The sequence below is a fragment of the Acinetobacter psychrotolerans genome (assembly GCF_048552595.1).
Classification (GTDB): Bacteria; Pseudomonadota; Gammaproteobacteria; order Pseudomonadales; family Moraxellaceae; genus Acinetobacter.
In genome coordinates this window covers 1-23,842 of the sequence record NZ_JBIMDK010000018.1, presented here as the reverse complement: position 1 = coordinate 23,842, position 23,842 = coordinate 1, and the positions used below count along the sequence as shown (strand labels likewise).

Annotated in this window: 18 protein-coding genes; 6 read left to right on the top strand and 12 right to left on the bottom strand. The window is 36.0% G+C overall.

The window, feature by feature from the left end:
- Positions 1–5 precede the first annotated feature (5 nt).
- From ACG94X_RS13770 to ACG94X_RS13720, 11 genes are all read right to left on the bottom strand, one after another.
- Positions 6–749 (bottom strand): OmpA family protein, encoded by a 744-nt coding sequence (locus ACG94X_RS13770; protein ID WP_419384326.1) that lies wholly within the window; start codon positions 747–749, stop codon positions 6–8.
- Positions 750–771: 22 nt separating this feature from the next.
- On the bottom strand, positions 772–1,734 hold the full coding sequence (tagF, locus tag ACG94X_RS13765; protein WP_419384275.1) for a type VI secretion system-associated protein TagF: 963 nt from the start codon (positions 1,732–1,734) through the stop codon (positions 772–774).
- Positions 1,735–1,768: 34 nt separating this feature from the next.
- Positions 1,769–5,701, bottom strand: a complete 3,933-nt coding sequence (gene tssM, locus ACG94X_RS13760) for a type VI secretion system membrane subunit TssM (protein ID WP_419384325.1) — start codon at positions 5,699–5,701, stop codon at positions 1,769–1,771.
- A gap of 38 nt (positions 5,702–5,739) precedes the next feature.
- Positions 5,740–7,125, bottom strand: a complete 1,386-nt coding sequence (locus ACG94X_RS13755; RefSeq protein WP_419384274.1) for a hypothetical protein — start codon at positions 7,123–7,125, stop codon at positions 5,740–5,742.
- Entirely contained in the window at positions 7,126–8,118 is a 993-nt protein-coding gene (gene tssG / locus ACG94X_RS13750) for a type VI secretion system baseplate subunit TssG (protein ID WP_419384273.1), read from the bottom strand. It lies immediately after the preceding gene.
- Entirely contained in the window at positions 8,082–9,890 is a 1,809-nt protein-coding gene (gene tssF / locus ACG94X_RS13745) for a type VI secretion system baseplate subunit TssF (protein WP_419384272.1), read from the bottom strand. The genes tssG and tssF overlap by 37 nt, the downstream gene beginning before the upstream one ends.
- A 16-nt stretch (positions 9,891–9,906) precedes the next feature.
- Positions 9,907–10,380 (bottom strand): type VI secretion system baseplate subunit TssE, encoded by a 474-nt coding sequence (gene tssE / locus ACG94X_RS13740; RefSeq protein WP_419384271.1) that lies wholly within the window; start codon positions 10,378–10,380, stop codon positions 9,907–9,909.
- Positions 10,381–10,447: 67 nt separating this feature from the next.
- A complete protein-coding gene (locus ACG94X_RS13735; RefSeq protein WP_419384270.1) occupies positions 10,448–10,951 on the bottom strand; it encodes an Hcp family type VI secretion system effector in 504 nt (167 codons plus the stop codon).
- Between the two features lie 47 nt (positions 10,952–10,998).
- Positions 10,999–12,480: a type VI secretion system contractile sheath large subunit gene (gene tssC, locus ACG94X_RS13730; RefSeq protein WP_419384269.1), complete on the bottom strand. Its 1,482-nt coding sequence runs from the start codon at positions 12,478–12,480 to the stop codon at positions 10,999–11,001.
- Positions 12,473–12,982, bottom strand: coding sequence for a type VI secretion system contractile sheath small subunit (gene tssB, locus ACG94X_RS13725; protein ID WP_419384268.1), 510 nt, complete (start codon positions 12,980–12,982; stop codon positions 12,473–12,475). The genes tssC and tssB overlap by 8 nt, the downstream gene beginning before the upstream one ends.
- Before the next feature lie 35 nt (positions 12,983–13,017).
- Positions 13,018–13,707 (bottom strand): hypothetical protein, encoded by a 690-nt coding sequence (locus tag ACG94X_RS13720; RefSeq protein ID WP_419384267.1) that lies wholly within the window; start codon positions 13,705–13,707, stop codon positions 13,018–13,020.
- 374 nt (positions 13,708–14,081) lie between these two features.
- Between ACG94X_RS13720 and tssH the strand changes: the two genes are divergently transcribed.
- Genes tssH through ACG94X_RS13690 form a run of 6 tightly spaced genes read left to right on the top strand, consistent with a single transcriptional unit; the run spans position 14,082 to position 21,700 of the window.
- The gene (gene tssH / locus ACG94X_RS13715) at positions 14,082–16,766 is read left to right on the top strand and encodes a type VI secretion system ATPase TssH (protein ID WP_419384266.1); all 2,685 of its coding nucleotides are present in this window, start codon (positions 14,082–14,084) and stop codon (positions 16,764–16,766) included.
- A 15-nt stretch (positions 16,767–16,781) separates the two neighbouring features.
- On the top strand, positions 16,782–17,885 hold the full coding sequence (gene tssA, locus ACG94X_RS13710) for a type VI secretion system protein TssA (protein ID WP_419384265.1): 1,104 nt from the start codon (positions 16,782–16,784) through the stop codon (positions 17,883–17,885).
- Positions 17,886–17,891: 6 nt separating this feature from the next.
- On the top strand, positions 17,892–19,256 hold the full coding sequence (gene tssK, locus ACG94X_RS13705) for a type VI secretion system baseplate subunit TssK (protein ID WP_419384264.1): 1,365 nt from the start codon (positions 17,892–17,894) through the stop codon (positions 19,254–19,256).
- A 15-nt stretch (positions 19,257–19,271) separates the two neighbouring features.
- Positions 19,272–20,072 carry a DotU family type IV/VI secretion system protein gene (locus ACG94X_RS13700; protein ID WP_419384324.1) on the top strand — a complete coding sequence of 267 codons (801 nt, stop codon included), beginning with the start codon at positions 19,272–19,274 and terminating at the stop codon, positions 20,070–20,072.
- 12 nt (positions 20,073–20,084) lie between these two features.
- A complete protein-coding gene (locus ACG94X_RS13695; protein WP_419384263.1) occupies positions 20,085–20,720 on the top strand; it encodes a hypothetical protein in 636 nt (211 codons plus the stop codon).
- Positions 20,717–21,700 (top strand): M15 family metallopeptidase, encoded by a 984-nt coding sequence (locus tag ACG94X_RS13690; RefSeq protein WP_419384262.1) that lies wholly within the window; start codon positions 20,717–20,719, stop codon positions 21,698–21,700. Before ACG94X_RS13695 ends, ACG94X_RS13690 begins: the two co-directional genes overlap by 4 nt.
- 346 nt (positions 21,701–22,046) lie before the next feature.
- Here ACG94X_RS13690 and ACG94X_RS13685 read toward each other — a convergent pair whose 3' ends face one another.
- Complete coding sequence (locus ACG94X_RS13685; RefSeq protein WP_419384261.1) at positions 22,047–23,396, bottom strand: aromatic acid/H+ symport family MFS transporter; 1,350 nt, start codon at positions 23,394–23,396, stop codon at positions 22,047–22,049.
- Positions 23,397–23,842 lie beyond the last annotated feature (446 nt).

Genomic DNA, 23,842 nt, shown 5'->3' with positions numbered 1-23,842 from the left:
TCAGATTATAAAACATCAAACTCGATACGGCGGTTTTTCTTACGACCTTCTTCAGTTGTATTATCCGCAACAGGCTTTACAGAACCCAATCCTTCTGTGGTTAAACGTGTTGCCGCAATACTTTTAGCGATCAAATATTGTTTGACAGCTTCAGCACGTTGTAGACTCAAAGATTGATTTTTTGCAGGATCACCTTGGCTATCTGTATGCCCGATAATTTTGACATTTTTACCTTGAACTTTGTTCAAAGCTGCCACCATCTCATCTAAAATTTGTGTCCCTGTCACTGTGAGCACAGCTTTACCAGATTCAAATTCAATAATTCTATTTTTCAGTGCATTATCAATCACAGATTGTTCAGCAGCATTGACTGTAATTTGTGAATTAAAACGATAAGGAGGCTGAACCAGTGATTGGAATAATAAGGTTGTTGGCTGAATCTCTGTTTGTACGCCCATTTTCCCGATTAAATCAACCTGTGTACCACGTACAGATAATTTACCTTGAGTGACTTTTTTTAGGTCTGGAGTAATCACTCGGGTCACGGAGTCACTCCATCCATTGGGAGCAGATACAGGACGAATCTGAATTTTATCGACCACTTGATCATTACCATACACAGCACGTAGTTTTGCTAAAATTGCTTGCTTGGTCATCTCATTTGGAACAGCACCATCCACAACAATCGGATCTGCAAACACATGCGTAACGTAGAATAAACTCGAAATAAGCGCAATTTTCTTAAACATCTGTAATTTTTTATTTTTCATTTTATGCTTCATCTATAAAAGTTTGTCTGAATATTTTCATACCTTGTGCAAGACTCAATTGACGTTCACATAACGCTTGCTCAAGTGCTGCCAAACCTGCATTTTGTTCTAAATATGCGTCAATCCATTGGGCTTGAATCAAAGAGACCCAATGCTCATTTTGCATATTCTGGGTAAAAATATTACTCAGTGCAGTAATGTCTGCGCCTTGGAAACCAAACAGTAGTACAGGTGAGTCTTGGTGTAATATTCCAATCAAAATTTCAGTATTACTTTTTTCTAAGAATCGTCCAATCAAGCTGACCCAAAATGCTGCTATTTCATAGCAATAATTTGGATTATTGATTGGCAAGATTAAGACTTTAGACAGTTTGCTTGTACCATGTTTCAAAACAGGTTGTAGTAATAAGCCTAGACCCAACATACTTTGTGCTAACTCATAAGCACTGATTTTCATCATCTGTGCAAATGAGTGCATGCTATGATTTTCAAAGAAATCTTGTGTTTTTAACTCTGGTAATACTTGAATGTGATGATCAATATTTCCAAGTTTAGTCAACAACAATTCAGGGTCACTAATTATTCGAAAAATTCGATTTTTTTGAAATAAATCAATCAATACTGGCTTGTATTTATACGGTGCATACAAGAAATTTTGATATGGATTCTCAACTTCCAACAGATGGCTTAACACCATTGGAAATTGACGCCCAGAACTGTCTTCGCTGGTCACCATATTGGCAACCAAAAACATCTGCTCTCTTGGATTTGCAATAAAAAAATCTAAAGGCTCTAGAGATTGATAAGCTTCATTAAAATTAGGCTCACGCATTGCAAGTTCTAAGGCTTCCGTGATCCATTGATCAATCACTTGGATCAATGAATATTGTCCTTTGGTTTTTAAGAAATCTCCACGTGCTGGACATTTTCCATAATACAACGGTGTAGACTTTATCGTTTGCATACGTATATCCCCCGCACAAAATTGTTTCCATTCATCATTGTGTCACCCCCGTCCCTACTACAGGCCTAGCAGAACTTGGAGTTGTTGTAGCAACAAGAGCAGTTGTATTCGCTACAGGTACCGTGCCTGTTGCTGTTGGTACATTTGTTTGTGGTACTTTTGGTGCTACAGTCGCCGCACCAAATGGTGATGCTGCATGTGGGTTAGGTGCAGCGGATACAGGCGCTTGTTGTGCAGCGACAACTAAAGCTGCTTTCGGACTGGTCACACGATCGACCAATTTCAAGCCGACATAGCCACGGTTCGAACCGATTGGATTAGACGCATTGCCACTAATTAAACGGAATTGCAGTTTTACAAACATCGATGGATCTTGTTTACTTACCCATGACATTTCATAGCTGCCATTCAATTGTTTACGTTGTGCGCTATCAATAAGTTTATTGATCCCATATTCGCCAGGTTCATCAAAAATGGTATGCGTTTGCCCATCTAGATCAATCGCTGTAATACGTGCTCCAGGAATCGCACCCGGATTTGGCCACATAAAACTCACCCATTGTTGAATGCCATTTTCATAGACTAAGCGCTGACCATCGATATCTACCGTATAAGACAACAATTTATTGTTTGGTAATGGATAGAACTGGAAATTCGACTGGTTTGCCGCTGGCGCGGGTGTACCTGTAGCACCGCCTGCCGAAGCACCATTTACAGGTGTTGTATATTGCTCAAAACTTGTAACAAATTCTGGGTTTAAACCAAGCCCCATATTTTTCCAAGTTTTTGACGATAAGGTATAACCACGGCGAATTACAAATGGATCAAGCGTGTCTTTAACAAATTTAGAAATACTACCGTTATCACCAAAAATCTGACCAATTTCACCACTTGTCGCTTGAATCGTACCCGATGAATTAAATGGTACTTTTAGCGATAAAGTCTGGGTAAAGGGTTGATAAGCCTGCAAAGCCCACAGCTTATTTATTTCATCCTGTGCTGGGGTTAATAAATGATCAAAAGACTGAGTCAATGGACTCACCAATAGTTTTTGTACCATTTGCTGATCTAATTCATTGAGACCCACAGTCAGTTTTTCATCTACAACTTTTTGCGTCGTATTAAACACAGAAGTTTGATCATTAATGGTTAGTTTTGCTAAAGCCAAAGCGTTTGGACCAAAATCACCAGCACTACGAAGATCATTTAACTTCCTTCTAACTTGAGCTAAATTTTGTAAATAATCATCTAATAGCGATTTATTTTGCAAATCATCACGTTTACGAACCAATTGATAAAACACTTGGAATTGTTGAGAAATTTGCCCCTGTGCCTGAGTAGATGCACGTTGTACATCATCAACTTTACCTTGCCCTAAAACCTTTCGCTTAAACCATGCAACAAACCCTGTCTGTGGTGCTGTAAGTTCAGCTTGTACTACAGGGTTATCCCAACTAGTCTCTTTCGCAACGCGGTCTATATATGTTTTGATTGGCGAATTTTGCGGCTCACCCAAAACATCCATAATTTTAGTTTGTTGAACAAAATCAGGGCCTTTTGCATAATGTGTTGCATTGATGAATTTTTTCCATTCAGCAATGTATTCTTGCTTATACAATTGAGCCAACTGTTTACGAATCTGATCTGGACTGCCACTAAAGGTTAAGTCATCCGACTGAGTGCTATTTAACACCCAATCTTTGGTGTCAGTTGGTTTATTCGCCGCTTCTTCAATCGCTTTATCGACATATTCATCCCATGCTTTTTGGGTAAATACTCCTGGTAAAGCATAGCCGCCTAACATCACATTACGATTGGTTTCACCGACAATTTGCGCCACAGTAATAGCAGGATATCGCACCGCTGCACGCATTTTAATTTCGTTATAAACACGATCCCGTGCAGGCATTCCACGTACCACAGACAGCAATACTTGACGAGTTTGATCAACCAATTGAGCATCAGATTCTAAAATAGGGAATTTTTGATCATTCGCCAAAGTCATTGAATAACTCAGTACTTTTTCTGCTTTTTGAATCATTTCACCGCGCGGCATTTGCCCACGATTCGCATCTAACCATGAACGCCAAAAACGCGTCACTTGGTCGCTTAAATGACTTGCATCCATATATTGTGGATTACTCATCATCAAATATGCTTTCAACGCATTATATGCATCTTGCGGATTGCTATCCGAAGGCTCAGAAGCAATTTGTGAAGATGATGTTTGCTTAATTTCTACATTGACGTGATTCTGTTTAAGCGTTTGCTCATTATTCTTCACACGTTGTAAATATTGCGCAATATTTTGCTGGCTCGGTGCTAAAACAATTTGCTTCACACCTTTTAAATATTCGACTTTTAACTTTTCTCTTAATTCATTACCTTGGTATAAACCAAAAGAGAATTTCAAAGGACGATGCTGATCAAAATCATCAAGCTGCTCTAAGCGCTGTTGTAAAATGAGTAAGGCATCAATTTGAGTCGACAGCTCTTGCCCAGAAGCACCCTCCATTTGCACAACTTTATTTAAATCCGCTTGAACATCAGCGATCAATTGCTGATTATTACGATACGACCAGATCCATAAACCAAGAATAATTGAGACACCCAATAAAGCAGCAATAAAGCCTAAATAACGCTTTCGTTTTGTTGTAGGATTAATATGCTGTTTAACCAGATTTTTATCTTTTAAAATAATTTCTGAAAATAGACCTTTTAAGAAATAACCATGGTTTTGTGAAATCGATGTTTGTGGAATTCCATATTCACTATTGGGTATTTTAGCTAAGTTAAAGTCATCGACAATTTGTTCTGTCATCGGACTTTCAATCACACCTTCCTGTAAAGCACTGGTGAAATAAAAACCACGGAAAACAGGCTTAAATTGATAGGGATTTTCTTCAAATAAAGTCCCAATAAATGTTTTTAAAACAGGTTTTAAAGTTTTGAACTCTAATGGAAAAGTCATGACACTGGGTGAAATATTTTGTGCATGACGACGGCTTAAATGAGTGGTACTCACACCTTTTAAGCCATCATATAAAATATTGTAATGCTTCTCAAAATGTTCACCAGCATTTTGAGAAGATTCAGAATCATACGGCAGTGTTGCACCCCATACCTGATCAAACTCAGCAGATTCATAACATTCAAAAAACTCGGTAAATCCTGCAATTAAATCCATTTTAGAGAACACTAAATACACAGGTGCAAAAATTTCTAATCGCTCGGTTAAGTCTTGAATACGTGCCCTTAAACTCTTTGCTAATTTAATCGATTTTTCAGGGCTTTGACTCACTAACTCAGCCACACTTACAATCACAATCAAACCATTGATCGGTGCTTTAGAACGATTTTTCTTCAGGATATTGAGAAATCCAAGCCATTCAGAATGATCTTCCGAATACACCGAATAACGTCCTGCGGTGTCCAGTAAAACGCCTTCTGTAGAGAAGAACCAATCACAGTTTCGTGTTCCACTTAAACCTGCAGAAACAACTCTTTGGTGTGATTCTTCAAAAGGAAATTTTAAACCTGAATGATAAATTGCAGAACTTTTCCCTGCAGCAGGATTACCAATTACCATATACCAAGGCAATTCATAAAGTGCTGCATTACCACTTTTATCACCCAGTTTTGACTTACGAATCAATTGAATAGAATCTTTCATCTGTTGATTAATCAGATTCAACTCTTCTTTATCTTTTTGTTTTCCGTATTCAGCACTGTTATCGAGTTGAATTGCTTCCGCGAGCACCTCACCTTGGTCAGCATGTTTTTTACGTTGAATAAACCAATAAATCCCATAAATGATCAAGCCAAATACATAGGCTGCGACCATCAAGAAAAAATATTGCCGTGGAACAACACCATATGAAGAAATTAAAGCGACAAGGATCGAAAGCGCAATCACCGCTTTAGGATTTGTCACATATTGCCAAACATAACTTAAAATTGTATGTATCATTTTTCTCTATTTCTTTATAAATTTATCTTTAATTTCTAAGCAAACTCAGTTCCAATAACCACCTGTGTTTGCTGATGATCAGCCGTATATACATAACCAAATAAGTCATCTTTGATATGTAAACTCAACATGAATCCAAAAACTTGGGCTAAAGGCTGGGTGTGTCCTAAACTATTTTTACTGTACAAATAGTGGTGTGCTTCAATGGCTGTGCCATCAAAGTTATGTTTTAATTTTTTAAGTGATTTAATTTCTGTAGGATCATCTAGAACCAGTACAAAAGGCTGCTCTTGCTCATACTGTTCAACGCCACTCAACTTTAAATCCTTCAGGACTTTAACCGCTCTGTCAGCATTTAAAATAATGCGCATATATTTAATTGCAGATAAATTTTGTACGTCCACTTGTGAACCAGAGACACAACAACTGCTCACGTATTCTGAAGGAATATATTTCTCCGTCATCCATGTTCGATCATCTATGGTTTCTTGGTCAATTTCAGAATCTACTGCAATCAAAAGTGCAACTTCTGAATCGAATATCTGTATTCTTTTCAGTAACTTAATCCAATCTTTATATGCCGTCGTTTCACCCCAATAGTGATATTCAACATTAAATTGCTGAGCAATAATACCCAATTCTGTTAGATATTGACTGATCGTATCTGAGCCATAATCTTCGTCCCAAGCATGCAATAAATTTTCTGGTAAAATAATATGAATACCTAAACAATTTAAACGTGATACTGACTCTGCAGTTTGTTCAACTGCTTCATCATATTCACTATTTGGATCAATCCATGCGGGATGCATACGATATTCTTGAGCCAATTTAGTGTCATAGAACATGGCTGAACTTTTTAAATGTGAGGCAATTTGATATAAAGTTTCGCTATTTTGTTCAAGCTGCTGACGAATCAATGTAGTTATTCTTTTTTGGCGATTGGACAGATCTAAATCTTCATCTTCCTGTGAATCTTCAATATCTTTAATACGGAATGACAGGATTGGTAAACCAAAAGCATTTAATAATTGTGGATCTAACTCAGGACTGACTGCTTCTTGTAGCAAATCAAAATGTGCTTCATTTTCTGCCAAAGCACTCAAACTGCTTACTGCGAATACTTTAAGTTCAGTCCATTCAATTTTTTCTTCAACTTGTTTTTCACCCTGTGCTTGTTCTTCTGAACGCTGCTCTGCTTCGGCAACTTGTTGGTCTTTTTTCTCTTGACGATATTCATAAATTTTCTTAATAAACATCGGTGTTAGAATAAACAACGTCACAGCTACAGGAATTAATCCAAAATAGATTAAAAAGTCTTGCCCACTTGGATCATATTTAATATCACGCCAATAAAAAACAACAATGGCGATTACCAACAGCAAAACACCAACTAAAGTACTTAAAATTATTTTGATCATTTATGACACTCCAATCAGTGCATAACACGTTTCATTATTATCATTTTTAGCTTTTGGCATTACAAAAGCACCTTCTGCCAGACCAATATTTCCGCTCGAACTCAATTGCACAGGCTGAACATCCTCTTTCGCAAGAATGAGACGCAAATCGATAAGTAAAGTTGGGCTACACCAACTTTGCAGAATTTTTTTGAGCTTATTACTAAGTTCTTTCTCCGGCAAAAACTGTAAATACTTCGCATGCCGTAATGGGCCGATCTGTATTTCAATTTTTCCATCAATTTGACGAATTGTTTCACCACAAAATGTATTCACGCCCAATAAAAATGGATGATCACCACCAAGAACTGTTTTCTGTGTATCCTCTAATTTAAATTTCTCAACAATATATTGTTTTATTTCAACAGGATGATCAAAAATACAACTCAGCATAGTCTTTAGAGCATGCGCCGTATTATTCTGCCCCTGCATAAGACCTGAAAACTCAGCAAAATAATCATCTAAATCATCTTGTTCATGTTGAGTTCGAATATAGCCATTTAACGCATGTAAAATATCTAAGTAATTGTTTTCTTTTTCAATTTCATAACGTACAGGTAAGTTATAACATAGACTGGCATCTACAAATTGTGCCGTCAATTTATGATTAAATAAACCAAAAAATTTCTGTACTTCAACACGTTGCTTACGTGGTGCCTGCTTGACTTTATTGGTATAGTTATATGGCATTGCACCTTGCATACCCGTTAAACCGACCACCAAATTTGTTAAATGAATACGCTCATCTGTTTGCTCAAGCTCTTCAATTTCATGCATTGGAAAATTTAAATTTAAAGAACTTTCAAAACAAAAATCATCTGACCAATTTTTTAAAGCAGCACTACCTGGCGCATGTCTAAACAACCGCGTGGTTTGTACAAACTCGAATGCTGTCGGTGTTTTAAAAAGCTCATCAATTACAGAAGCTTCTTGCCACCAACGTTCTGAACGCATTGGTATAACTCCTGTTTGCTGCTCATATCTTTAACAAAAATATCGACAAAACTGTTCATTTGTACTTTTAAGTTAAAAATATGGCTAATTAATTCACTGAAAATATATAAACTGTGCCCGTGAAAAACTTGAGCATCGATATACATAAGCACCTTTACGCCACGTACAAACATTGGGAAAGGTTTAGCTTCAACCATCTTATGGGTAATTTCAAAATCAATACTTTTAATTGCATCTATAATTAAATGATTTTCTTTAGATTTTGGTAGGTTATATAACTCTAATAATTCTTTTAAATGACTGACAGTATCGCCTTTCATCAAAGCTGAAGTATTTAAAGAAAGATGTGAAATAATCCGCCACTGTTCATTTTTATTCTGCTCAAACTGAAAAGGCTCAGTAGGTCTTTTTAAGACTAAAGCACGGCGTGCAACAGTACTATCATTCAAATTCAACACATTATTGGTCTGACCAAGTGCCTCATGCGGCAAATCACGATTCGAACACAGTAACTTACAACTCACAAAATCGGACTTAATACTGTGTGGTTCTAAGTGCTTGGAAATAATTGAATAGCCTGTTTCTACAAACTGATTTTTTAAAATAGTTGGATTTAAAGAATAGAAAAATTGGACATCCTCGCCATGATAATGACTCATCGCAAAAAAAGGTAAAATTGGATAAACCACTTGATCCTGATTACTTTTCTCACGTATCAAATTCATCCTAAGTATTGAATACACTTTAAAAAACTCAGGATGATGTGCATCTGTAATTAATGGATATTCTAAATTTTTATGATTAATCTTTTGTGGCTCAGCTTGTTTTTCAAATAAGTTGACCACAGGACAGGTAAACAACTTAAAGTTAGCAATATTCAGTTCCGAGTAATTTCGGATAATGGCTTGATCATTCAGATTCAATTTCAAATGAATTTGGATTTCAAAGCTCTGCTGCGATTCTTTTAAAAATCTTAAAAAAGCCAAATTTAGATTTAAATAACTAAATTTTTCAGGGAAACAGAAATACTCTATTAATAAGCGATATGCATGATGCGTATGCTCATCAACAGGTAATAAACTTTCACTTTCCTCAAAACCACTTACCTCAAAAGGATTTTTAATTTCAATCACTTTTTGATTCAGCCTTAAACTAAAACTAGTGTCCTGATGGAAAATATGGTCTAAAACTTGAAGTGGAAAATTTGAAATTGCGTCGAGATAAATTGTAAGTTTTTCATCCTTTAACCATTGATGTGCAGGATTTAATAAATCAAATTTTAAACTTAATGTCGCATTTTGATTTAAATGAATATGTGCACTTGGATTGGTCTGAAAACTTAAACTTTCTAATTGCAGCGGTAATAATTTTACTTCCGAACTGGTATTAAACTCACATTGCACACCTTTAAAACTCCGAGATTTTAAAGTCGTTCCTTTCGGAATAATATGTACATCCGTCAACTGCCTTTGCTTATTAACATCTTCAAAACTAACCACTGAACATGCTGGGAAATGACGTAAATATTGAGGAAACATCACCTCAAACAAAGAACGTGTGAAAATATCGTAACTATCTGCTAATTTTTTATCAATACGTGCAGCAATCAGTGAAAACGCCTGAATCAGACGCTCAATATGAGGATCATCAATTTGTTCTTGGTTCAGAGATAATCGTTGTGCAATTTTTGGATATTTATCTGCAAAGGCACGTGATTGTTGTCCAAATTCCTGTAATTGCTTTTCATAATAAGGTAAAAGTTCTTCTATCACGACATACCTACTTTTTTTAAGATCTGGCAGAAATTACGTATTGTTGTGTTGTTGGTTTAAGTAAGGCATCAAAAACTACAGGCTCATAAAGTGGATGGATATTTAAAAAGGCTTGAATACTCAAACATAAAGAGCCTACATTTTGCTCGTCCACCTGCATATCCACCTTTATTTGTTTTAATCTTGGCTCATGTGCCGCTATAGACTGTTCAATCGACTGGCAAATAGTATCTCGATCTGTCGGATTTGCTGTAGAAAGTCCTACAAAATCAATGATTCCGAATTGAATGATGGATTTTTTTGATAATTCATAATCATCAATATCTAAATCAAGCTTTGCAATGCGTGTATTTAATAAGTCTTCTAAATCCTGAGCAACAGACTCTCTTAGCTCATGAATTGAAAGCCCTTTAATATATTCATCTTCAACAATTAAACGATCAAATAAGGTCGATCGAAAACCATAAGGATAAAGCTGATCTAAACTCATAAAATATAATTCTTATCTTTTAGAAACAAATAGGGACCATTGAGTCCCTATCCATTTAACTCAACAATTAAGCAGCGTAAGATGCAGTATTGTTAGAAAGAGACCACTTCTTAGTAACGGCACCTTTAGCAGAACCGTTAATATCTTGTTGATTATAAGTCCACTCAACCGCAGCATATTTCAAACCAAATGATTCAGTTGGAACGCCTTCTTCATTTACAACAGGTGTTACGCTTGAAACAAGAACATGCTTAAGTTTGATTTGTAAGTACTTAATACGCTTGTCACCATTTGCACGGTAAAAATCGATTTGTACTTCATCAAATGTATAACCTGCAGAACAAGCTTCCCAAAGTTTTGGACTAGTCGCATCCAAATCTTTCACAAAAATCATATCCGAATGCTCAACACGCTCAGCGGTATGACCGCCAACGCTTGAAGAAGTTGCAGATTTAGGCTGACGAATATTATGAGACCATGAATTAACTTCTAGCCAATTTTTGTGCTCAGAGTCACGCGATTCGCCATCTACTTTGTACTTACCTTGAAATTGAACGTATATATCTTTCATTGGCTTTACCCTATTTTTTTAAAGTTATTATTTAGCTGCTCTCTAGATTAATTTGAGGACTGAGGTAACTCAGTAACAAGTCGCAATGAAACTGACAACTCATCCAGCTGGAAATGCGGTCTTAAAAAGACCACAGACTTGTAGTGTCCTGGCTGTGCAGGATTCTCTACAACTTTTACCGAGGCTTCACGCAATGGATACTGAGCTTTCGCTTCCTGAGAAGCACCATCATCAAGAAGTACATATTGTGAAAGCCATTCATTTAAAAATGCTTCTACATTTCCAGCCGAAGCAAAGCTTCCTACTTTATCTCTCATCATTGCCTTTAAATAATGAGCAATTCGAGAAACAGCCATAATGTATTGAATTTGACTGGATAATGACGAATTCGCATTTGCAGTATCACTATCATACTTCTTCGGTTTTTGCGTAGATTGCGCACCAAAAAATGCTGCATAATCAGTATTCTTACAATGAACAAGTGGAATAAAACCTAAATCACTCAGTTCTTTTTCACGGCGATCTGTGATCGCAATTTCTGTTGGGCATTTAAAAACAACTTCACCATCATTTGTTTTAAAGGTATGAACTGGTAAGCCTTCAACCATTCCGCCGCCTTCAACCCCACGAATAGCAGCACACCAACCATGCATATCAAAAGCATTGGTTAAACGCGTACCAAATGCATAAGCTGCATTCATCCATAAGTATTCATCATGGTTTTGACCTGAAACTTCTTCAACAAAGTTAAAACCTTCAGTTGCCCAGCCTTCTTTAGGATCGTAAGGTAAACGACCCAAAACACGGGGCATTGTTAATGCAACATAACGAGCATCATCACTTTCACGGAAAGAACGCCATTGCACATATTCAGCCGTTTCAAATACTTTAGAAACATCACGTGGACGATCAATATCTGTAAAAGATTCAAGACCTAACATATTACTGCTTGCCGAAGAAATAAATGGCGCATGTGCAGCAGCAGCAACGTGTGAAATTTGCTCTAATAAATACATATCTGATGGTGTACGATCAAATTCAAAATCACCGATCAAAGTTGCATAAGGTGCACCACCAAATGAACCATATTCTTCTTCATAAATTTTCTTAAACAAAGTACTTTGATCAAAATCAGTAGCACCTTGGAAATCTTTAACCAATTCTTTCTTGGTCGTATTCATCATACGAATCTTGATCAATGGGTTTGAAGGCGACTCTTGACAGAAATAGTACAAACCACGCCATGTAGATTCAATTTTTTGAAATTGCTCATGATGCATAATTTTACTGAGTTGAGTAGAAATTAAGGCATCAATTTCAGCAATACGCTTATCAATCGACAACGACATATTTTCAGAGACCGTAATTGTCCCGGCCATAACTTCTTTAGCTAATTCGCCAATAAGACTTTTTGCACGGAGATGCTCATCATCATTACGTGCAATACGGCTACGCTCGACGATTGAGTCAAGCAAACCTACTTCTTCTAAAGCAGATTCTTGTGCTAAATTGGTTTGTAAATTACTCATTTTCTAGGCCCGCCTCAACACTGAGCTTACGAACTTGATCCGTATTTTGTAAAACCTCATCTAACAGATCTTCTAAGCGTTCACTGTTGGAGATTTTATTTCTTAAATCGGTTAAACGCTCACGCGCTTCAACCAGTTTTCTTAATGGCTCAACTTGTTGCACAACGCGTTCTGGTCGGAAGTCATCCATGGATTTAAAGGTTAAATCAACAGACATACGCCCCCCCTCTTCCGTTAAGGTATTCTCAATTTGATAAGCAGCACGTGGTGACAAAGAAGCCATCACTTCATCAATATTTTCTAAATCAACATTAATAAATTTTTTATCTTTTAATTTGGTTTTCTCAAGCTCTGATGCAGCGGAAAAATCACCAAGCACACCCACAACAAAAGGTAATTCCTTGATTTCTTTACCATCACCCACTTCAACATCATAGGTTAGTTGAACACGGGGTGGTCTAATTCGTTGTAACTTCTTTTGTACACTTTCACGTTTTGACATTTTATTATCCTTTTAATTAACTAAATTTTTTACAGTTACAGACCTTTAAATGGCGTAGGTCCAGATGATGCCGATGGAGCTGGAGAGTTCGTTACCGTAGCACCCCCTGATGCTTTTCCAGTCTTGCCACCCTTAGTAGCTCTATCTTTTGCGGCTTTATCTCTTAACCATTTTTCTTTAGCGGCTTTATCTTTAGCGGCTTTATCTCTTAACCATCTCTCTTTCGCTTCGGCTTTTCTTGCTACCTCGGCTTCATCTACTCTTTTTTCCACAATTGAAGTCGGAATCGATTTTTTCACGTCTTCAGAAAATTTTATTGCTGCTGGATAGGTATCTTCCGCATTTAAATATCTAGATTCTTGTTGTTTCATATATTGTAATGCTGAATCAGCAATACCCAACGCTGCTAAAAATTTAATATCAGTTACCGTATTGTTTTTTATATTGTTACTTTCTAATTCATTAATAACTTGTAGGGATTTAAAATTTTGACCATTTTTTTGAAATTGCGAAGCCGCTTGTATTAACAACTCATTCTTGCGTTCTTTATTTTTTTTATCACACAATTTTGCATAAATTGACAACAGTTCAGGGTTAGACTCTCCAAGCACGGCTGGATAGTCTTTAAGACATGATTTTTTTAGCTTGATTTCATCATCAGCATGCAACCAAGTACAAGCCAATGCAGCTCCAAGAACAAACGAATACGAAATAATTTTTTTCAAAACTCAACCTCAATTTTTCTTGATTCACTTTTTTGATAGACAACTTTTTAATGCTTTAAAAATATTATTTAATCAAAATACGCTTTATATAATTTAGTAATTTTAAATAATCAGACTAAAAAAATGGCAAGCCGTCAAGCTAAATTTTATAACATTTGGTTAAATCATTAATTTATCGATATTTTTTATTAATTAAAAAAATCTATACAATATCAAGGCTTCCCAAAAACTTTTTTTTATGTAGAATATTTATAGCGCTTTACATAAAATTATTTAAATAACTGATTTTAATCATACTAATTTCTTAATACATGAATAAGTAAATTTAATTTTTAAGTTTTTTGAGTTAAAAGAGTATTTTGAGAGCAATAAAAATGACCGATTTAAAAGTTTTAATTAAAAAACTATCAACAACTTCACGTACAGCTTTGGAACAATCTGCTAATTTATGTGTTAATCATCAAAATTTCGAAATTGAAATTGAACATTTTTTTGTCAAACTATTAGAACAAAAATCAAACGATATTGAATTATTGTTAAGTAAATATAAAATTTCTAAAGATGCTTTATTATCAGATTTAATGGCGTGTATTTCTCAACTACCCAAGGGGAATAGTCGCACTCCAATTTTTTCAAAAACTATTGTTCGCCTACTTGAACAAGCTTGGTTGCTCGCATCTGCGGAACAAGATTCTGTTATTCGAAGTGGTCATTTATTAATTGCATTATTAACAGCTTCAGATCTCTATCAAATTGCTATTCGTGCATCTAGTCTTTTCGATCTATTCCCAATAGATACAATGAAGCATAAGTTTTTGGAAATTTGCTTTAAAAGTACTGAGAATATTCCATTGAATAGCGATGTCTCATTAGTCAATGAAAATGATCCAAATCAGCATACCTCTTCAACGGCTTCACAAAAAACACCGTCGCTAGATCAATTCACCGTTAATCTTACCGAAAAAGCAAAAAATGGTGGAATTGACCCTGTGATTGGTCGTGAATATGAAATTCGTTTAATGCTCGATATTTTAATGCGTCGTCGTCAAAACAATCCTATTTTAACTGGTGAACCTGGTGTAGGTAAAACAGCAGTTGTGGAAGGTCTTGCTTTAAAAATTTCACAAAATCAAGTTCCTAGTGCACTCAAAAACGTGCAAATCCACTCACTAGATATGGGTTTGTTACAAGCAGGTGCTAGCGTCAAAGGTGAATTTGAAAATCGTTTAAAACAAGTAATCAAAGAAGTACAGCAATCTCCACATCCTATTATTCTCTTTATTGATGAAGCACATACGATGATTGGCGCAGGTGGCCAAGCAGGGCAAAACGATGCAGCAAACCTGTTAAAACCTGCACTTGCTCGTGGAGAACTACGTACCATTGCTGCAACAACTTGGGCTGAATATAAGCAATATTTTGAAAAAGATGCTGCTTTAAGCCGCCGTTTTCAAGTGGTTAAAGTTGAAGAACCAACTGAAGAAGTTGCTATTGATATGTTACGTGCCATGATTCCTGTAATGGCAAATCATTTTAATTTAAGAATTGACGATGAAGCAATTGTGACTGCTGTACATGCATCACATCGTTATATTAGCGGGCGCCAACTCCCAGATAAAGCCATTAGCGTGTTGGACACTGCGGCAGCACGGGTTGCATTAACTCAAAATGCACAACCAGTGAAACTGGATCAACAAAAAGCTCAACAGCATAATTTAAATTTAGAATTGAATATTCTTGAAGCGGAACAACGTCATAACCCAATTCACGAAGATCGTTTAAAACAGTTAAATCTATCCTTAGAAGCACTGAATCAGGATATTCAAAATACTGAACGACAATGGCAATCTGAACTGACTTTAATTCAAAAAATTCAAGCTTTGGAAAGTAGTGAAGATGCTGATCAGCAATTTACGAAAGCTGAAACTCTAAAAATTAGAACGGAATTGAGTACATTACAAGGACAAGAACCGCTGGTTTTTGAACGGGTAAATGCACAAATTATCAATGAAATTATTTCAGATTGGACTGGGATTCCTGTAGGGAAAATGGTCAATGATGAAATTAAACAAATTTTGAGCTTGGAAGAAAAACTTGAACGACGTGTAATGGGGCAAGATTATGCCTTACATCAATTGGTTCAAGGGATCAAAACATCGAAAGCACGCTTAGAAGATCCGAATAAACCGCAAGGTGTCTTCATGCTCGTTGGTCCAAGTGGTGTCGGCAAAACTGAAACAGCACTTGCACTTGCCAATGAGCTTTATGGCGGTGAGTCGCATCTCATCACTATTAATATGTCTGAATACCAAGAAGCACATACTGTTTCCTCATTAAAAGGTGCACCTCCAGGCTACGTCGGTTATGGTCAAGGTGGCGTTCTGACCGAAGCTGTACGACGTAATCCCTATAGTGTAGTTTTATTGGATGAAATTGAAAAAGCACACAGTGATGTTCAGGAGTTATTCTATCAAGTCTTTGATAAAGGTACACTTGAAGATGGTGAAGGACGTGTTATTGATTTTAAAAATACCACAATTTTACTCACCTCAAATACAGGTTCAACTGCAATTATGCAGTCTTGTGTGAATCAACCTTTTGAAGAATGGCCAACGGCAGAACTACTCACAGAACAAATAAAACCAAGTTTATATAAGCAATTTAAACCTGCATTTTTAGGTCGTATGCGTATTGTTCCTTACTTTCCTTTACATGATGATTTATTGGTTCGGATTATTGAACATAAAATAGCAAAAATTACCGCACGAATTGAAAAGCAATATGAAACTAGAGTGACCTATAGTGAAGATTTAATTGAATTAATACTCAGCCGCTGCACCGAAGTCGATAGTGGTGCACGGAATGTTGATAATATTCTAAATTCAACAATTCTTCCTGCCTTAGCGACAGAAATTTTAGTTGCTTTAGCTGAACAAAAAATACCAAAAATTATCCATATCGATGTGAAAGACGATCAAATTGTTTACCTTTTAGATCCACAACCTCAGCAAGAAAAGAAAAAATCGAGCAAAAAGACAAAAGTTGTGGAAGCTTCATAATTTAGAGTAGAGAAAATGGATATTAATTTAGACACGCTATTAGCCCCAATTTCTGCAGGCAATCCCTGTGGTGAAGATTTGTCATTTTCAAATGATTTTCATGATATTAAAAAAGCAAGAACACATGATGATCCCTTGTTAGACCAAGGGGATTGGGTCTCCGAACCCAAACAAGCAGATTGGTCATTTGTCGCAGAAAAATGTGTACAACTTTTAACTGAAAAGAGCAAAGATATTCGTTTATTGACTTGGTTAACCGAAGCTTGGGCGAATTTGTATGGCTTTGAAGGTCTAGTAAAGGGCCTAGAACTAACCCATAAAATGTTAGAACAATTTTGGCTTAAAATTCAGCCTGAAATTGAAGATGATGATCTAGATCAACGTCTTGGTTTATTGCAAGGTTTCACAATCCAGCTACCGAGTCTGATTAAAAATGTGCCATTAATTAATGTTCAGCCTTTTTATTCACTTGCACAATACGAAAATTTTTTACATATCCAAAATACGCGGCGCAAGCAAGCGGAGGACTCGGAAAGTGTTGAAGCCTCAATAGAATTGGATGAATTTAATCAAGCTTTGTTTAATGCTTCACGTAGTTTCCAATATCAACAATATCAACAATTTCAACAATTTTTGCAACATTGGGACATTATCAAACAAGTTCTAGATATGTTAATGGAGCTTGAAGCGCCTAGTTTTGCCAATATTGACTCGCAATTTGAAGATATTCAGCTCAATCTTAAAAAAATTTATAAAGCAGATACTTTTAGCACAAATTCGAATTCTACAACGCCTGAAAATATACCCTTTCAAAATACACTCACTTCTACCACGGAAATAAATACGGTGCCTGTAGCACAGGCTCAATCTTTTCAGCCACAACCGCAAAGCCACTTACAAAATCGCGAACAAGCGATGCGTGTTTTACAAGATATTGCAGATTATTTTCATACCAATGAACCCCATAGCCCTGTGAGTTATATGCTGCAAAAAACCATCAAATGGAGTCAAATGCCTTTACATGAGTGGTTAAACCAAGTCATTAAGAATGAAAATCCTCTTGATTCTATTCAAGAATTATTAGGAGTAAACCAAAATAATGAATCTTCAGAGTGGTAATCATTGATGTTTAAAGCAGAAAAAATTCTTTGGGGCGAAGGTTTATTCTTAAGACCTCAGCATTTCCAATTACAGGATACCTATCAAGAACAGCGATTGAACCACACTATTCGCTCTACTGTTCCTTACCCTTATGGGATTAAAAACCTTCGTTTTGATGAAACTCAATTGGGCACACACATTCTTGCCTTAGAACAAATCGATATGATTTGGCAAGATGGTGAAATTTATCAAGCACCTGCTAAAGATTTATTACCGAATCCCATTTTATTAGATGAATTAAATTTACGTGGTGAAATGCTGATTTATTTAGCCTTACCCATTCTGCAGCCGCATAAGAAAAATATTTCAGATGAGCAAGATAAGCAGCCTGCTCGTTATCATTCTTATCTAAATGAAACACATGATCTTTTTACAGATGCGACACCTGCAGAAATCACTTTTTTAAGACGTCGGACGGAGTTTAAACTTTTTGATATCCAAGTCGATCCAAATCAGGATTTAGATGGTTTCTTGTACTTAGTGATTGGTAAAATTAAAAGGCTGAGTTCGGGAAATTTCGAAATTGATGCAAAATTTATCCCACCGATTTTACATATTCAATCGAATGAAGCTTTATTGTCTAATTTGAAACGTACACTCAATGTTGTACGTGCAAAAATTAAGACCATTCAATCGAATAACCGTGAAAATGAACAAAAACTGATTGAATTCCGTTCAGGAGATATCGTGTCTTTCTGGTTGGTGAATGCACTCAATACAGCACATGCGACATTGAATCATTTATTACAGAATCCACAAATTCATCCAGAAAAACTATTTTTTGAGTTATTGCGATTAACAGGTTCTTTACTCACGTTTTCGACTGCTTATGAAGTTGAACATTTACCACAATATCAACATCATAACCTGCAAGATAGTTTTACCCAATTAGATAAAATTTTAAGAGAATTACTCGATACGATTATTTCAAGCCGTTATATCAGTATTGCGCTGAAAGAGATTCGACCTTCTTATTGGGTCGGCAGCTTGGAAACAGATAAAATAACAAAAGAATCAAGGCTTTATATCGCTGTATCGAGCAGCATAATGCAAACTCACGAGTTAATTCAAATTGTTCCGCTACGCTTCAAAGTTGGAAATACAGTTGATGTTGAACAGCGTGTTGTTGCAGCCCTACCTGCCATTCCAATTCATCATTTAGTACAAATACCTACTGCGATTCCTGTACGTTCTGGTGTGAACTATTTTGAAATTGAACCTCATCATGAAATATACCAACGCATGCTTGATTCAGAAACGATTTGTATCTATGTGCCTGCGGGTTTCCAAGATATTAGTATCGAATTAATAGCTGTGATGAATGGATAATAGAGAATTATAATGATGAATCAGAATAATGCAGCACCATCACTCTTTGATGATGGTCAAATTGGCGTAGGCTCCCTACCACAGCAGTCTAAAATTACCCAAGCGACCAATTTAGTAGACCTTTTACATGATGGTTTTTATATCGTTTTTCTATTAAAAAATCAGTATGTTCCAGAAAATGCTGATCGTTTTAAAGATAAAATTTTAGATTTACTTAGCCGTTTTGAAATTCAAGCAAAGAAGCTTCAGTTCTCTGCAGAAGATATCCACGATTCTAAATATGCATATTGTGCTTTATTAGATGAAACGATCGTCACACAGCAAGATCCTTCATTTTTTAATTTGCAGAATCATTGGCTAATCAGCCCACTACAATTGACACTTTTCGGCTCACAATTAGCAGGTTATCGTTTTTTTGAGTTTTTAGAATTAATTCGTGGGCGTGGAAAAGAACGATTAGCATCATTAGAAGTCTATCATTATTGTTTATTATTAGGCTTTCAAGGTAAATATCGTATTGAATCAATTGAAAGTTTAAATCACTTGGTCGCGCGAGTAGGTGATGAAATTGATTATTTAAAAGGAAAAAAAGCCGCTTTTTCACCTTTTTCAGGACTGCCTGACCAAATTAAAAATATCATTCATAAAGAATTACCTTTTGTGTGGATCATCATTTTTCTTCTCGCCTTTGCCTTATTGGCTTTCGCAGGATTAAAAATAATGCTGAATAAAAATGAAGATACGGCACTTTCTAAATTTAACAACGTCATTTCTGCACCTGCAGAACAAGCTTATATCACAATTCATTTGCCTTAATTAGGTTGAATCATGACACAAGAAAAACAAACCTCAATTCGAATATTACAAAGTAAACCCTCCAAAAAAACATTGGGGAAAACACCTATTTTTTTATTGGGTTTATTGGTTGGAATGATCAGCACAGCTATCCTAATGTTGACATTCTTTCATTCAAATATAACCACTGAAACGGATCTGATTACAACTGAATCGACTTCAGAAAAAGAAGCTGAAAATACTGCACGCTCATCAGCTGAGGCAATGCATACTACTCATGATGATGACGGTTCAAATGCGTATAAACAGCATCTTAATGAAAAGGACTTAAATAATTTGTTTAAGCATCCGAATAAAACCCAAGAAGTGAAAAATGTGAATAAGTCTCCTTTTGAGCAAATCGCTATTCCGGAAAATAAAAAGACAGTTATAGCAACATCCGTTAAGACAATACCTCCTCTTGCAAAAACAATGACTAAGGAGACAATCCCTAAAGTTGGAGTTAAGCCCAATGAAGACGTTCAGCCAAAAACTGAAGTTAAAGTAAAAGAAGAAACTAAGCCTGTTATAAAAGAGATTCCAACGAAAAAAGAACAAGTTAAAGAAATATCACCAGAAGCTTCTGTCAAAGTTACGATTGATCGTCGAGCAACAGAAACAAAGCCATGATTTTGTTTGTTATCCTCTGTTTTATTTTTTTGGGATTTAGTTTAACTTTTTTAATGTCTTATGAACTCCGTTATAAGACGCTAGATTACTTAAAAGGGCTTCTCCCACAAGGTAAAAGAAGAATTGCTTCTGCGAAACATTTTGCAGAACAAATGAACCAAGCAGCATCTTCAAATCAAACTCAAACTCATTGGCATTTACAACAATGGTGGATTTTGATTACAGGTTTTTTTGTACTATCAAGTATTTTAGTCTTTGCATTTACACGTCCTATCGACCCAACAAAAATTGAAGCTGAATATTTACGGACAACCGATCCTCAAATTTATGCATTATTAAATGGTGAGGTTTTAAGCCCTCCACCAGCAGTAGATGAAAGTTTAATCGATGCTGCAATTATTCAAGCACAAATATTGGAACGAGAAAATCCTGTCCCAAATCAACAATTTCCTAATATAAATCCATCAAGTATTGATAATGAAGAAGTTGGGGATCAAAGAAGCAGCTTTGATACTGCTATGATTGACCGTAAATGGGATAAAATGCATCCTAGTTATAAACAACGCTTACTCATGGTTTTTAAAATCATGAAAGAACGTCATGGTTATGAAATGGTTCTTTTAGAAGGTTATCGTAGCCCTGAACGTCAAACACGTTTATCTGGAAATACAGCGACCACCTTAGCCAAAGCCTATCAAAGTTATCATCAATTTGGTTTAGCTGCAGATGCTGCCTTCAAACGTGATGGGAAGGTGGTTATTTCAGAACGAGACCCCTGGGCTATGCGTGGTTATCAACTCTATGGAGAAGCCGCTGAAACCGTGGGGCTTACTTGGGGAGGACGATGGACACGAATCCATGATTATGGTCATACTGAATTCCGTATGCCTAATTTACGTAAAAATAGAGAATCAGCTGAGCGTTTAATTGCAGAAGCACAAGGTCAGGGCTTAATGGCAAATAATATTAATACCAACTAACATTGTTGTTCCTTTTGTACGAAAAAGCTTACATCGAATGCTGTTTTTATCATCTATGAGAATTATTAAAAGTTTTATATTCTATGCTTATAGGGAACAGGAAGTTTCCCAGACATAAAACAATAATAAAGCGTCTGAGTACCAGGAATGTGAGATACGACAGGAGTCAGATCTAACTCACCAATACGAAGAAAACCCCATCAGGATGATGGGGTTTTCTTTTAATATATACAAGTCTTAGAATTTGATATTAAATGAATGAATATAAATTTCATAATAAGTATCAATATACTAACAACTGCACAATACTCAAAAATCCTCCAATCATTTGGAGACTCTAAAATAATTAAGCTTTTACAGTAACGGTTGAACCTACAGCGATCTTCTCAGATTTGTCCTCATGTACGATCAATGCGACTGCAATTGCAGTAATCAATACAGGTATACCTACAACAATAAAGTTAATGTATGCAGGAAGGCTCATCCCCAACAAACTACCAATTAAAATTGGACCAACAATTGCTCCCATACGACCAATTGCAGAAGACCAACCAATCCCTGTCGAACGTATCGCAAGTGGATAATATTGTGCGACATAGCTATATAACAGCATTTGTGAACCAATCGATGCTGCACCTGCTAAAAAAACTAAAATATACAAAAGAAATTGGTTTGATTGGAAACCCATCAAACTCATCACAATCCCACCTAACATACCTAAACACATCAATACAGGTTTTAGATGGAAACGATCTGCTAAAATTCCACCACCAATAATACCGACAACTGCACCAATATTCATGACCATCATAAACATTAAGCTATTATCCATAGAATAACCTGCTGCCATCATTAATTTAGGCAACCAACTACTTAATGCATACATCGTGAGTAAGCACGTAAAAAATGCTAACCAAAATAATAATGTATTTGTTGTACGACCTCGGCGGAATAAACTCGCTACATTTGCAGCTTCTGGAATATCAACTTTAGGTAAAGTAAATGTCATCTTTTCATTAACCGATAAATCTGGCGCTAAACGACATGCAATACGACGCGCTTCTTCCTGCTTATTTTCCTTGACAATGAATGCCAAAGATTCGGGCAAGAACTTCCAAATTAAAGGTAATAAAAATAGTGGTATACCTGCAATGAAGAACATAATTTGCCAGCCAAAATTTGGTGTAAACCATGAACCTAATAATGCAGCCATCACCCCACCCACAGCGTAACCACTGAACATTGTGGTGACCAATGTGCTACGCATTTTCTGTGGTGCATATTCAGAAGTTAATGCAACCAAATTAGGCATTACACCGCCAATACCTAAACCAGCAAAAAAACGTAAAATAGCAAATTCTGTTGGGTTTGAAGCAAAACCACCTGCGAAAGTTAAACCACTAAATAATACAATACAGATCATGATGACTTTTTTACGACCAATCTTATCGGCTAAAGAGCCAAAAAACATCGCACCAAACATCATACCTGCCAGAGCTGTACTTGCAAGCATGCCAGCCTGTACTGCACTTAAACCCCATTCCTGCATTAATAGTGGCAATACCACACCATTAATTGCTAAATCATAGCCATCAAATAAGATAATCAATAAGCACCAAGCCACTACATTGAAGTGAAACGAGGTAAATTTTGCCTTATCAACTACAGAACCAATATCTACGTTCTCGGTTGTCATCGTTCTCATCTCCCATGAGTACTTGTTAAATTTTACACATGAATTCTTAAGTAAAATTCAATATCGGCGCAATATACTCAAGTCAAATTTCATGAACAATTAGACTAAAGGATAATAATGAATTATGAATAACCATCCAGCATAAGTATCTGTTTTTAGAAAATTAATACAATTTAACTGCTCATAATACATGCTTATCTATTGTTCATTTTTATTGAATTTATCGCTAATGTTTTATATTTATATTGTTAACTATTTCTAATCTTTTATAGATTTATTTCTATATTAGAAATACTATTTATAAACGAATAAACGAATAAACGAATAAACGAAAAAACGAAAAAACGAAAAAAAACACCCCCTCTGCGTTAGCGGAGGGGGTGTTTAAATTTAAAAGCTGGCGATGACTTACTCTCACATGGGTAACCCCACACTACCATCAGCGC

Bases quoted from the DNA above. Each gene is read 5' to 3' on its own strand.
- ACG94X_RS13770 (WP_419384326.1), bottom strand. From the start codon at position 749: ATGTTTAAGAAAATTGCGCTTATTTCGAGTTTATTCTACGTTACGCAT.
- tagF (WP_419384275.1), bottom strand. From the start codon at position 1,734: ATGCAAACGATAAAGTCTACACCGTTGTATTATGGAAAATGTCCAGCA.
- ACG94X_RS13755 (WP_419384274.1), bottom strand. From the start codon at position 7,125: ATGATCAAAATAATTTTAAGTACTTTAGTTGGTGTTTTGCTGTTGGTA.
- tssG (WP_419384273.1), bottom strand. From the start codon at position 8,118: ATGCGTTCAGAACGTTGGTGGCAAGAAGCTTCTGTAATTGATGAGCTT.
- tssE (WP_419384271.1), bottom strand. From the start codon at position 10,380: ATGAGTTTAGATCAGCTTTATCCTTATGGTTTTCGATCGACCTTATTT.
- ACG94X_RS13735 (WP_419384270.1), bottom strand. From the start codon at position 10,951: ATGAAAGATATATACGTTCAATTTCAAGGTAAGTACAAAGTAGATGGC.
- tssC (WP_419384269.1), bottom strand. From the start codon at position 12,480: ATGAGTAATTTACAAACCAATTTAGCACAAGAATCTGCTTTAGAAGAA.
- tssB (WP_419384268.1), bottom strand. From the start codon at position 12,982: ATGTCAAAACGTGAAAGTGTACAAAAGAAGTTACAACGAATTAGACCA.
- tssH (WP_419384266.1), top strand. From the start codon at position 14,082: ATGACCGATTTAAAAGTTTTAATTAAAAAACTATCAACAACTTCACGT.
- tssA (WP_419384265.1), top strand. From the start codon at position 16,782: ATGGATATTAATTTAGACACGCTATTAGCCCCAATTTCTGCAGGCAAT.
- tssK (WP_419384264.1), top strand. From the start codon at position 17,892: ATGTTTAAAGCAGAAAAAATTCTTTGGGGCGAAGGTTTATTCTTAAGA.
- ACG94X_RS13700 (WP_419384324.1), top strand. From the start codon at position 19,272: ATGAATCAGAATAATGCAGCACCATCACTCTTTGATGATGGTCAAATT.
- ACG94X_RS13695 (WP_419384263.1), top strand. From the start codon at position 20,085: ATGACACAAGAAAAACAAACCTCAATTCGAATATTACAAAGTAAACCC.
- ACG94X_RS13690 (WP_419384262.1), top strand. From the start codon at position 20,717: ATGATTTTGTTTGTTATCCTCTGTTTTATTTTTTTGGGATTTAGTTTA.
- ACG94X_RS13685 (WP_419384261.1), bottom strand. From the start codon at position 23,396: ATGACAACCGAGAACGTAGATATTGGTTCTGTAGTTGATAAGGCAAAA.